Raw genomic sequence first — 10859 nt, 5'->3', positions numbered from 1 at the left:
GGTGATTGCACGGACATGTCCCTATGTGTACCGCGCGCACGTGTGCAGTGAGAGCCGTCGTCACGCGTCCCCGTACGCCTCCCCGCCCAGCTCGAAACCGGCCGTGCCGGCGGTGGCGTCGGCGAGCCAGGAGCGGAAGGCGGGCACATCGGCGTCCGGGAGGGCGATCTCGAGGGTGACGGCCTCGCCGTAGCGCACGTCCCGGACGTCGCGCCCGCCGGTGCGCAGGTCGTTCTCCAGCTTGCCGGCCCGCTGGTGGTCGACGGTGACCGTGGCCAGCCGGTACCTGCGGCGGGTACGGGTGCCGAGGGCGTCCAGGGCCTCGCCCACCGCTCCGCCGTAGGCCCGGATGAGTCCCCCGGCACCGAGTTTGACCCCGCCGAAGTAGCGGGTGACGACGGCGACGACGTACCGCATGTCGCGGCGCAGCAGCATCTGGAGCATGGGGACTCCGGCGGTGCCGCCGGGTTCGCCGTCGTCGCTCGCCTTCTGCACGGAGGCGTCGGCGCCGATGACGTAGGCCCAGCAGTTGTGGGAGGCGTCGGCGTGCCGCTTGCGGACCGCGGCGATGAAGTCCTGGGCCTCCTGCTCGGTGGCCGCGGGGGCGAGGGCGCACAGGAAGCGTGAGCGGTTGACCTCGGTCTCGTGCACGCCGGCGCCGGCGACCGTGCGGTATTCGTCGGGCATCGGACCAGCCTATGCGCGGACCCGGGCCTACTTCCTGGCGCCCCGGGGGACGGTCACGGAGGTGAGCAGCGCGGTACGGGGGGCGAGCGACCGCCAGGCCGTGCCGTGCCAGGACAGGACGGCGATCGCCGAGGTGGGGAACTTCGTGCGGACCTGCTCCAGGGTGTCGTCGAGGCCGTCGGCCGCGAGGGCCAGGACCAGTTCCTCCAGGCCCGGGTTGTGCCCGACGAGCAGCAGCGTCTCCACCTCGGCGGGCACCTCGTGCACCACGGCCAGCAGGCCTGAGGGCCCGGCCGCGTACAGCCGCCGGTCGTGCCGGACGGGCGGCGGCGTGCCCCACTCGGCGGCGGCGAGGTCCCAGGTCCGGCGGGCGCGCAGGGCGGTGGAGCACAGCGCCAGGTCGGGCAGGAGGTCGGCGGCGGCCAGGGCCCGTCCGGCCGCGGGTGCGTCGCGGCGGCCGCGCGGGGCGAGCGGGCGTTCGTGGTCGGCGACGTCCAGGGGCCAGGCGGCCTTGGCGTGGCGCAGCAGGACCAAGCGGCGCAGCGGGCCCGCTCCGGAGCGTTGGATCATGACGGGGTTCCCAGGTCGCGGGTGAGGTCGAGGCCGAGCAGGCGATCGGCGTAGGCGTAGGTCTCGAAGCGGGCGCCGTCCGCCAGGTCCGGCTCGGTCTCGACCTGGCGCAGGACGTCCAGGACGCGTGGCACGTCGAGGTCGTCGTCCCAGGCGTCGCGCAGCCGTCCCCGCACGTCGTCGGGGACCGGCCGCGAGGGCCGGCGCGCCCAGCGGGCGACCGCGGCGCGCCAGCGGGCGAGGGTGGCGTGGGCGTCGTCGAGTCCGGCCGCTTCCAGCCGGACGGGGGAGCCGTGGTGGCGGCTGATCAGGGCGAGGCGCAGGACGGCGGGGTCGCGGGGGTGCGGCGGGCCCGGCTCCGCGGGGGCGACGGCGATCCGCACCCCTGCGGGGGCCGCCCCGTCCTCGGCGGTGACGTGGACGACCTGGGACTCACCGAGACCGGCTCCGACGCCGGGGCTGTCCTCGAAGGGGCGGATGCCGAGCGTCGCGGCGTCCGCGCGCAGTTCCGCCTGCCGGTGGCCGCCGGTCAGCAGCGCCCACACCGGTGTGCCGCCGAGTTCCAGGGTCCGCACGAGCAGGTCCCCGACGAGCAGCACCCGCAGGTTCGTCGTGTCGGAGCCGGGTGCGTGCACCTCGACACGGGTCAGGCCCCGGCGGGCCGGGGCGGCGTCGACCGGCTCACGGGTTCGGGCGTCGATGATGCGCAGCACGAGGCGAGCGTAGGCGGGTGGGCGGCCGCTCGCGGGCAGGTTCGGCGTTTCGCGACCGCCGTGGCGCGAAACGCCCCGCCTGGTCCTCCCGCTCAGGTCAGTGTGCCCAGGAACCGCACATGGGGCCGTCCCTCGGGCCCTTCACGGCTGACGGCGGCCCGCACCCCGTACACGTCGGCGATGAGCCGCTCCGTGAGGACGTCGCCGGGCGTGCCCGCGGCCACGAGCCGCCCGGCGGACAGCACGACGACCCGGTCGCAGTACATCGCCGCGAGGTTGAGGTCGTGCAGGGCGACGACGGTGGTGACGGGCAGGCCCGTCACCAGGGTGAGGAGGTCGAGCTGGTGGTGGATGTCGAGGTGGTTGGTGGGCTCGTCGAGGAGGAGTTCGCGGGGTTCCTGGGCGAGCGCGCGGGCGATCTGCACCCGCTGGCGTTCGCCGCCGGAGAGGGTGTGCCAGGGCTGCCGGGCCCGGCCGTCGAGGCCGGTGCGCTCCAGGGCGGCGCGCACGGCCCGTTCGTCGTCGGGACGGGCGGGGGTCCAGGCGCGCCGGTGCGGGACTCGGCCGAGCCGTACGACGTCCTCGACCGTCAACTCGACCTGGGTGTCGGACTGTTGCTCGACCACGGCGAGGCGGCGTGCGACCGTGCGGCGGGGCAGGTCGCCCAGCGGTGTGCCGTCGAGTGTGACCACTCCGGAGGTCGGTGTGAGCAGCCCGGCCAGCAGCCGCAGCAGTGTGGACTTGCCGGAGCCGTTGGGTCCGAGGACGCCGACCGTGGAGCCGGTCTCCGGCGCGAGGGCGACGCCGTCCAGGACGAGACGCCCGTCGACACGGCGGCTCACCCGCTCGGCCCGCAGCCCCGCCGATGCCGGAATTCCTGTGCCGTTCACCGCGCCCGCCTCCGCCGGTGCCCCCGCCGCGCCGCTCATCGCGCTCTCCTCGTCCGGTACAGCACCGCCACGAACGCGGGCACCCCGATCAGTGAGGTCACGACCCCCACCGGGACCTCCTGTGGATCGAGGACGGTCCGGGCCAGGGTGTCCACCCACACCAGGAACACCGCTCCCGCCAGGGCGGTGACCGGCAGCAGCCGCGTGTGCCCGGGACCGGTCAGGGCCCGGGCGGCGTGCGGCAGGACCAGTCCGACGAAGCCGATCGCCCCGGCCGAGCTGACCAGCGCGGCCGTGAGCAGGGCCGTCACGCACAGCAGCACCAGGCGGGTCCGGGCGAGGGACACCCCGAGCGCGGCCGCGGCGTCCTGCCCGAAGGCGAAGGCGTCGAGGGTACGGGCGTAGGACAGGCAGACCACCAGGGCCACGGCCAGCACGGCCAGGCACAGCCATACGTCCGCCCAGCCGGCGCCGCCGAGCGAGCCGAGGAGCCAGAACAGCACGCCCCGGGTGGTCTCGGCGTCGGCGGAGGTCATCACGACGAAGGAGGTGAGGGCGGAGAAGAACTGCATGGCGGCGACGCCCGCGAGGACGACCCGGTCGGTGGTACCGCCGAGGGTGTGGCTGAGCAGCAGTACCAGCGCGAACGACAGCAGGGCGCCGAGGAACGCGCCCGTGGAGACCGACAGGGCGCCGCCGCCCGCGCCGAGCACGACCACGAGGACGGCTCCGGTGGAGGCGCCCGAGGACACCCCGAGCACGAAGGGGTCGGCCAGCGGGTTGCGCAGCAGCGACTGCATCACCGCTCCGCACACGGCGAGTCCGGCCCCGCACACGGCCGCGAGCAGGGTGCGCGGCAGCCGCAGCTGCCAGACGATCCCGTCCCTGATCGGCGTCAGCTCCGAGCTGCCGATGCCGAGGTGGGCGGACACGACGGACCACACGTCGCCGACGCCGATGTCGGCGGGGCCGATGGTGATGGCCACGGCGAGGGAGGCGACGAGCGCGACGGTCCCGGCCGCGCCCAGCGCGAGTCCGGCCGGCCGCCGGGGCCTGCTCACGGCGTCCGGCAACTCCTGGGCGGTCACTTCACCAGCCCGAACCGGCGCAGCCCGGCGGCCACCTGCTCCACACCCTCGACGGTGCGGATGGTCGGGTTCATGGCCTGCCCGCTGAGCAGTACGTACCGCTTGTGCCGGACGGCGTCCATGTTCCTGGTGACGGGGTTGGACTCCAGGAAGGCGATCTTCTTCGCGGCGGACTCGGCGGTCTGGGACTTGCGGGTCAGGTCGCCGATGACGAGGACGTCGGGGTCGCGGTCGGCGACGATCTCCCAGTTGACCTGCGGCCACTCCTCGTGCGTGTCGTCGAAGACGTTCTTGGCGCCGAGGGCCCGGGTGATGATGCCGGGCGCCCCGCAACAGCCCGCCAGATAGGGCGACTCGGAGTTCGCGAACCAGTACAGGAGGGTGACGTCGGAGGCGTCGATCCCGGCCGTGGCCTTCTTCATGCGCTGCTGGAGTGAGCCCACGAGGGCGTCGCCGCGCTTCTTCACCCCGAACACGGTCGCGAGGTCCCGGACTTCGCCGTAGACCGTGTCGATGTCCAGGGCCTTGGCGCGGGCGCCGTCGCCTCCGCCCGCGTTGTCCTTGCCGGCGCAGTCGGAGGGGGAGACGTAGGTGGGGACGCCGAGCTTCTCGAACTGCTCGCGGGTGGCGACGCCGCCCTTGCCGAGGGTGGAGACGAAGGACGCGGCGACGAAGTCGGGCTCGGTGTCCAGGACGCGTTCGAAGGACGGGTTGTTGTCGGCGAGGCGCGGCACCTTCGCGTCGGCCTTCTCCAGCCCCTTCATCACGGGGTCGGTCCAGGTGGCGGTGCCCGCGAGGCGGTCGGCGAGGCCCAGGGAGAGCAGGATCTCGGTGGTGCCCTGGTTGAGGGAGACCGCCTGCCGGGGTGGGTCGGGGACGCGGACCTCGCGCCCGCAGTTGGTGAGGGTGACGGCGGCCTCGGCGCCGCCGGCCGCGGTGCCGCCGCAGCCGGTCAGGAGCAGGGAGCCGGCCGCGAGCAGGGCGGCGGCACGGGCGGGTGGGGCGAGGGGCACGGGAACCAGTCCTCAGGCGTCGAGGGCTCATGCGCGGAGCCCGGTCGTACGGAGCTCCCCCGCCGCACGCGGCCGCGGGGGCCGCCAGCAGGTCTTCGGACTCGGGTTCGTCCGGATCGGGGCGCCTTCCCGGACGTCCCTGAGGGAGTCCAGTGGCCGAGGCCCCGCCCGTCCCCCTCACCGCTGCGCGTCAGTTCCGGATTCGCACCGGATTCCCTGACCCACGTACATGGGTTCGACTGGCTTCGGCAAGCTATCACGGAGGCCGCCCGGGGAATCACCGCGCGTGCCGCGCCGTTGCACCAAGGAGCAGTCCGTCCACGACGCAACAGGAGGCCGCCGGTGTACGGCGACGAGGCAACGGTCCGCAGGATCCTCACCGAGCTCGGCGACACCTGGGCCGTGGTGGGCCTGTCGTCGAACCAGCGGCGCGCGGCGTACGGCGTCGCCGCAGTGCTCCAGCGCTTCGGCAAGCGCGTGGTGCCGGTGCACCCGAAGGCGGAGACGGTGCACGGGGAGAAGGGGTACGCGAGTCTGGCGGACATCCCCTTCGACGTGGACGTCGTCGACGTGTTCGTCAACAGCGACCTCGCCGGAGCGGTCGCGGACGAGGCGGTCGCCAAGGGCGCGAAGGGCGTCTGGTTCCAGCTCGACGTCATCGACGAGGCGGCGTACGAGCGGACCCGCGCGGCGGGCCTGGAGATGGTGATGGACCGCTGCCCGGCGATCGAGATCCCGCGGCTTCCTGATCAGGGCGTACAGAAGCCCTGACGCGTTCGCCGGGACACAATGCCGAGACCGGCCTCCATAATGTACGCATGACCCACCCCAACTCCGGTGCCCAGCAACGCTTTCCGGTCGTCGTCGTGGGCGCCGGTCCCGCGGGGCTGACCGTCGGCAACATCCTGCGGGCCGCGTCCGTGGACTGCCTGGTGCTGGAGACCGAGACCCGGGAGTTCATCGAACGGCGGCCCCGGGCCGGGGTCATCGAGGAATGGGCCGTACGGGGCCTGGAGAAGCGGGGCCTGGCCCGCAACCTGCGGTCCGCGCGGAGCTGCACACCGCGTGCGAGTTCCGCTTCGACGGGGAGCGGTACCGCTTCCCCTACAGTGAGCTGACAGGCAGTCATCACTTCGTCTACCCACAGCCGTTGCTGGTCACGGACCTGGTCCGGGAGTACGCCGATGTCCGGGGCGGCGCGATCCGGTTCGGGGTCCGGGACGTACGCGTCCACGACGTCGACGGCGACCGACCGTCGGTGTCGTACACCTGCCCCGAGTCCGGCGAACGGCAGGTCGTGCACTGCGACTTCGTCGCGGGCTGTGACGGGGCGCGCGGGGTGAGCCGGGCCGCGCTCCCGTCCGGGCGGGTCCGGATCGCGCGGCACGACTACGGCATCGGCTGGCTGGCCCTGCTCGCCGAGGCGCCGCCGTCCACCGACTGCGTGCTGTTCGGCTGCCACGAGCGCGGCTTCGCGGGCCAGATGCCCCGCAGCCCGGAGGTGACCCGCTACTACCTCCAGTGCCCGGCGGGCGACGACGTGGACAACTGGCCGCACGAGCGCGTCTGGTCGGAGCTGCGCGAACGGCTGGGGGCGGCCGGTGGGCCGCCGCTGACCGAGGGCCCGCTGATCGAGAAGCGGGTGCTGGACATGCACGACTACGTGGTCGAGCCGATGGCGCACGGCCGGCTCTTCCTCGCCGGGGACGCGGCCCATCTGGTGGCCCCGATCGCCGCCAAGGGCATGAACCTCGCCCTGCACGACGCGTTTCTGCTCGGCGACGCCCTGGTCGCGCGGTTCACGGCCGGTGACGACAGCGGCCTCGACGGCTACGCGCGGGCGTGCCTGCGGCGGGTGTGGGACTACCAGGAGTTCTCGCAGTGGCTGTCCGAGGTGTACCACGGCACGGCGGCGGGCGACCCGTTCCGCGCGGGCACCGCGCTCGCCCGGCTGCGCCGGCTGTTCACCTCGCCCGTCGCGGCCGCCGCCTTCGCCGAGCAGTACCTCGGGACGGCGGCGCGCTACTGACCCGAGCCGTGCTCAGTCGTGCGGGGGCCGGTCGCTGAGCCGGTGGTCGGCCACGTTCAGCGCCTCGTCGACGAGTCTGCGCAGATGACCGTCGCGCAGTGAGTAGATCACCCGTCGGCCCTCCTTGCGTGTGTCCACCAGACCCGCGAGGCGCAGTCGCGCCAGGTGCTGGCTGACGGCAGGCCGGGCCGCCCCGCACGCCTCGGTGAGCGTCGTGACGTCGGCCTCTCCCCCGGCCAGCGCGTGCAGCAGGGCGAGCCGGGTCCGGTCCCCGAGCAGGGACAGCAGTTCGGCGGCGAGCGCGAACTGCTCCTCGCCGGGACTGCGCGGATGCGCATCATGCGCAGATGACAGGTGCATGCGTGCGCTCATACGCACATAATGGCGCCACGACACGGGTACGTCCACTCTCGTGCGCACCGGAAGGGGATCCACGTGAGCGACCGGCACGAGCACTCCCACCCTCATGAGCACACCCCCGGGCCCACCCGCGGGCACGATCACGGCCCCGACCACGGACATGCACGGGACCAGGAGCACGGGCACGGGCAGCACGGGCACGGGAACCCGCCTGGCCACGGCCGGCGGTGGGGCCTGCGGCATCGGATGGCCCACCTGCTCACCCCGCACTCCCACGACTCGGCCGACAAGGTCGACTCGGCCCTGGAGTCCTCCGCCCGCGGGATGTGGGCCCTGTGGGTCTCGCTCGTCGTCCTCGGCGTGACGGCGCTGGCCCAGGCAGTCGTGGTGGTGCTCTCCGGTTCGGTGGCGCTGCTCGGCGACACGGTGCACAACACCGCGGACGCGCTGACCGCCGTCCCGCTCGGGATCGCCTTCGTGCTGGGCCGGCGCGCGGCCACCCGCCGCTTCACCTACGGCTACGGGCGGGCCGAGGACCTGGCCGGTCTCGTGATCGTGCTGACGATCGCCGCGTCCGCGGCCTTCGCGGGCTGGTCGGCCGTGGACCGGCTGCTGGATCCGCGACCGGTCCATCATGTCCCGGCGGTCGCCGTGGCCGCCCTCGTCGGCTTCGCCGGCAACGAGTGGGTGGCGCGCTACCGCATCCGCGTCGGCCGTTCGATCGGCTCGGCCGCGCTGGTCGCCGACGGGCTGCACGCCCGCACCGACGGCTTCACCTCGCTGGCCGTGCTGCTGGGCGCCGGGGGCTCGGCCCTGGGCTGGCACCTGGCCGACCCCGTCGTCGGGCTGGTGATCACCGCGGCGATCGCGCTGGTGCTGCGGGACGCGGCCCGGGAGGTGTTCCGCCGGGTGCTGGACGCCGTCGACCCGGCCCTGGTGGACCGTGCCGAGCGGGCCCTGACCGAGGTGCCCGGGGTGCGCGGGGTGGGTGAGCTGCGGCTGCGCTGGATCGGGCACCGGCTGCGCGCCGAGGTGGCGGTCGTGGTGGACGGCGACGTGACGGTACGGGAGGCCCATCGCATCGCCGTGGACGCCGAGCACGCGCTGCTGCACGCGGTACCGCGGCTGACCGCGGCCCTGGTGCACGCCGATCCGGAGCCGGCACCGGGCGAGAGCGACCCCCATCTGCCACTGGCCCACCACGTCGCGGCGTAGGCCGGCCGACGCCGGAGCCCTCGCGGGGCGGCTCGGCGCGGCGTCGGGTCAGGAGACCCCGAGCCCCTCCAGCACCTCGGCGTGCGGCAGTTCGGCGAAGGCCTTGCCCGGGATCAGCAGCTTGCCGCGCCGCCGCCCGCTGCCGACCAGCACATAAGGCAGGTCGACGACGGCCGCGTCCACCAGGAGGGGCCAGCCGTCCGGCAGCCCGAGCGGGGTGATGCCGCCGTACTCCATGCCGGTCTCGCCGGTCGCCGTGTCCATCGAGGCGAAGGAGGCCTTGCGGGCACCGAGCCGGCGGCGCACGGCCCCGTTCACGTCGACCCGGGTGGTGGACAGCACCACGCAAGCCGCCAGCGTGGACTCGCCGCCCCGCTTGCCCGAGACCACCACGCAGTTCGCCGACCGCTCCAGCAGGTCCCGCCCGTAGTGCTCCACGAAAGTGGCGGTGTCGGCCCACTCCGGCTCGGTGTCGACGTAGACGATCTGCTCGGCGGGGACACTGCCCCGCCAGTGGCGTACGGCGTCGGCGACCGGGCCGGTGAGTTCGTCGAGGCAGGCGGGGGCCGGGCGGGCGTCGTCGAAGTGTCCGATGGGTGCGCGCATGGCCGCACGCTAGCAACAGCGGCCCGGTGGCGGCCCGGCGTCTCAGGTCACGGGCGGCACGGATACGGCCATGACCATCTCCATGGGCGCGTCGCCGGTGTTGCCGTAGGTGTGCGGGACGTTGGCCTCGAAGTGGACGCTGGCGCCCGCGGGCACACGGTGCTCGACTCCGTCGACGGTGAGGGTCAGTTCGCCCGCCGTGACGTGGAGCAGCTCGGTCGTGCCGGCGGGGTGCGGGTCCGACGGGCTGGACTCGCCGGGCATGAGCCGCCAGTCCCACATCTCCAGCGGGCCGGGCGCCTCGGTGCCGGCGAGGAGCCGGTTGTAGCTGCCGGCGTCGGTGTGCCAGAGCCGGACGGCCTGGTCGGCCGGGATGACGCGCACGTTGGGGCCCTGCTCGTAGTCGAGCAGGGTGGTGATGCTGACGCCGAGCGCGTCGCCGATCTTGACGACGGTGCCGAGGCTGGGGTTGGTGCGGGCCTGCTCGATCTGGATGAGCATGCCCCGGCTGACGCCCGCCCGGGCGGCGAGCACGTCCAGGGTGAAGCCGCGTACCGCGCGCCAGTGCTTGACGCTCCGCGCCAGGGACTGGGTCAGCAGGTCGAGGTCCGACACATTCCGTCCAATATTCTGTATGACACAGTGCAATTCGCTGCACTACGGTGTGGTTCACCTGATCGTTCATTGCACTGTACTGCGAGGTATCCGTCCCATGACAGCGCTCTTCGCCCTGGCCACCAGCCTGTTGTGGGGACTGGCCGACTTCGGCGGCGGTCTGCTGACCCGGCGCACGCCCGCGCTCACGGTGGTGGTCGTCTCGCAGTCGATCGCGGTCGCGGTGCTGGGCGCGGTCGTGGTGGCGACCGGCGGCTGGAGCGAGGCGGGGCCGCAACTGTGGTTCGCCGTCGCGGCCGGTCTTGTCGGTCCGGTGGCGATGCTCGCCTTCTACAAGGCGCTCGCCCTGGGCCCGATGGGCGTGGTCTCGCCGCTGGGGTCGATCGGTGTGGCGGTGCCGGTCGGGGTGGGCCTGATGCTGGGCGAGCGTCCCGGGCTGTTGCAGTTCACCGGCATTCTGGTGGCCGTCGCGGGGGTGTGCCTCGCGGGCGGTCCCCAATTCCGCGGTGCTCCCGTCCAGCGGCAGGCCATCGCCCTGACGCTGCTCGCGGCGTTCGGCTTCGGCGCGGTGATGGCCCTGATCGCCGAGGCCTCCACGACGCTGACCGGCCTGTTCCTCGCGCTGTTCGTGCAGCGGGTGACGAATGTCGCCGCGGGTGGGCTGGCGCTGTTCGTGTCAGTGCGGCGCGGGACGCCCGCCCTCCCGGCGGACGGCTTCCCCTGGCGCACGCTGCCCGCCCTCGCCTTCGTCGGCCTCGCGGACGTCGCCGCCAACGGCACGTACTCGATCGCCGCACAGCACGGCCCGGTGACGGTCGCGGCCGTCCTGGCCTCCCTGTACCCGGTGGTGACGGCCGCTGCGGCGCGGGGCATTCTGCGCGAACGGCTGCGCGCGATCCAGGCCGCGGGCGCGGGCCTGGCCCTGGCGGGAACGGTCCTGCTGGCATCGGGCTGAACCCCCCACGAGCCCGAGGTCACGCCCGACTGCCCCGAACGCCAGGGTCTCGCCCGATGCCCCGAACACGGAGGTATCGCCAACCGGCCCGGCCACCGGGATTCCGCCCGGTGGCCAG

12 protein-coding genes, 1 pseudogene and 1 riboswitch are annotated in these 10859 nt (G+C 73.8%); of the genes and pseudogenes, 4 read left to right on the top strand and 9 right to left on the bottom strand.

The annotated features are described in order from the left end of the window. Positions 1-60: 60 nt before the first annotated feature. The 6 genes from ACFZDE_RS00425 to ACFZDE_RS00400 all read right to left on the bottom strand — a co-directional run bounded on the left by ACFZDE_RS00425 (position 61) and on the right by ACFZDE_RS00400 (position 4961). Positions 61-687 carry a YigZ family protein gene (locus ACFZDE_RS00425; RefSeq protein WP_391196047.1) on the bottom strand — a complete coding sequence of 209 codons (627 nt, stop codon included), beginning with the start codon at positions 685-687 and terminating at the stop codon, positions 61-63. Between the two features lie 27 nt (positions 688-714). Then, positions 715-1257: a histidine phosphatase family protein gene (locus ACFZDE_RS00420; protein ID WP_391196045.1), complete on the bottom strand. Its 543-nt coding sequence runs from the start codon at positions 1255-1257 to the stop codon at positions 715-717. After that, complete coding sequence (locus ACFZDE_RS00415) at positions 1254-1970, bottom strand: hypothetical protein (RefSeq protein WP_391196043.1); 717 nt, start codon at positions 1968-1970, stop codon at positions 1254-1256. Before ACFZDE_RS00415 ends, ACFZDE_RS00420 begins: the two co-directional genes overlap by 4 nt. A gap of 92 nt (positions 1971-2062) precedes the next feature. Then, the gene (locus ACFZDE_RS00410) at positions 2063-2899 is read right to left on the bottom strand and encodes an ATP-binding cassette domain-containing protein (protein WP_391196041.1); all 837 of its coding nucleotides are present in this window, start codon (positions 2897-2899) and stop codon (positions 2063-2065) included. After that, positions 2896-3921: an iron chelate uptake ABC transporter family permease subunit gene (locus tag ACFZDE_RS00405; RefSeq protein ID WP_391196038.1), complete on the bottom strand. Its 1026-nt coding sequence runs from the start codon at positions 3919-3921 to the stop codon at positions 2896-2898. The genes ACFZDE_RS00410 and ACFZDE_RS00405 overlap by 4 nt, the downstream gene beginning before the upstream one ends. 23 nt (positions 3922-3944) lie before the next feature. Then, positions 3945-4961, bottom strand: a complete 1017-nt coding sequence (locus ACFZDE_RS00400) for an ABC transporter substrate-binding protein (RefSeq protein ID WP_391196036.1) — start codon at positions 4959-4961, stop codon at positions 3945-3947. A gap of 68 nt (positions 4962-5029) precedes the next feature. After that, positions 5030-5220, bottom strand: a riboswitch (cobalamin riboswitch). An 83-nt stretch (positions 5221-5303) separates the two neighbouring features. Between ACFZDE_RS00400 and ACFZDE_RS00395 the strand changes: the two genes are divergently transcribed. Further along, a complete protein-coding gene (locus ACFZDE_RS00395) occupies positions 5304-5732 on the top strand; it encodes a CoA-binding protein (protein ID WP_390992036.1) in 429 nt (142 codons plus the stop codon). A 47-nt stretch (positions 5733-5779) separates the two neighbouring features. Next, positions 5780-6990 (top strand): annotated as a pseudogene (locus tag ACFZDE_RS00390) (4-hydroxybenzoate 3-monooxygenase). A 12-nt stretch (positions 6991-7002) separates the two neighbouring features. Here ACFZDE_RS00390 and ACFZDE_RS00385 read toward each other — a convergent pair. Further along, the gene (locus tag ACFZDE_RS00385) at positions 7003-7362 is read right to left on the bottom strand and encodes a metalloregulator ArsR/SmtB family transcription factor (RefSeq protein WP_390992042.1); all 360 of its coding nucleotides are present in this window, start codon (positions 7360-7362) and stop codon (positions 7003-7005) included. A 63-nt stretch (positions 7363-7425) separates the two neighbouring features. Between ACFZDE_RS00385 and ACFZDE_RS00380 the strand changes: the two genes are divergently transcribed. After that, positions 7426-8565, top strand: a complete 1140-nt coding sequence (locus ACFZDE_RS00380; protein ID WP_391196034.1) for a cation diffusion facilitator family transporter — start codon at positions 7426-7428, stop codon at positions 8563-8565. Positions 8566-8613: 48 nt separating this feature from the next. Here the strand turns inward: ACFZDE_RS00380 and ACFZDE_RS00375 are convergent, their stop codons facing one another. Together ACFZDE_RS00375 and ACFZDE_RS00370 are read right to left on the bottom strand one after the other, a co-directional pair. Then, a complete protein-coding gene (locus ACFZDE_RS00375) occupies positions 8614-9171 on the bottom strand; it encodes a YbaK/EbsC family protein (protein ID WP_391196033.1) in 558 nt (185 codons plus the stop codon). A gap of 42 nt (positions 9172-9213) precedes the next feature. Beyond that, positions 9214-9786 carry an XRE family transcriptional regulator gene (locus ACFZDE_RS00370; protein WP_189593772.1) on the bottom strand — a complete coding sequence of 191 codons (573 nt, stop codon included), beginning with the start codon at positions 9784-9786 and terminating at the stop codon, positions 9214-9216. A gap of 97 nt (positions 9787-9883) precedes the next feature. On the opposite strand from ACFZDE_RS00370, the gene ACFZDE_RS00365 reads away from it, so the two are divergent. Beyond that, a complete protein-coding gene (locus tag ACFZDE_RS00365; protein ID WP_391196030.1) occupies positions 9884-10741 on the top strand; it encodes an EamA family transporter in 858 nt (285 codons plus the stop codon). Positions 10742-10859: the final 118 nt, after the last annotated feature.

It is taken from the genome of Streptomyces sp. NPDC007929, from assembly GCF_042959065.1.
GTDB lineage: Bacteria > Actinomycetota > Actinomycetes > Streptomycetales > Streptomycetaceae > Streptomyces.
This window is presented reverse-complemented; position numbering and strand designations above follow the sequence as displayed.

Bases quoted from the DNA above. Each gene is read 5' to 3' on its own strand.
- ACFZDE_RS00385 (WP_390992042.1), bottom strand. From the start codon at position 7,362: ATGAGCGCACGCATGCACCTGTCATCTGCGCATGATGCGCATCCGCGC.
- ACFZDE_RS00425 (WP_391196047.1), bottom strand. From the start codon at position 687: ATGCCCGACGAATACCGCACGGTCGCCGGCGCCGGCGTGCACGAGACC.
- ACFZDE_RS00365 (WP_391196030.1), top strand. From the start codon at position 9,884: ATGACAGCGCTCTTCGCCCTGGCCACCAGCCTGTTGTGGGGACTGGCC.
- ACFZDE_RS00420 (WP_391196045.1), bottom strand. From the start codon at position 1,257: ATGATCCAACGCTCCGGAGCGGGCCCGCTGCGCCGCTTGGTCCTGCTG.
- ACFZDE_RS00410 (WP_391196041.1), bottom strand. From the start codon at position 2,899: ATGAGCGGCGCGGCGGGGGCACCGGCGGAGGCGGGCGCGGTGAACGGC.
- ACFZDE_RS00375 (WP_391196033.1), bottom strand. From the start codon at position 9,171: ATGCGCGCACCCATCGGACACTTCGACGACGCCCGCCCGGCCCCCGCC.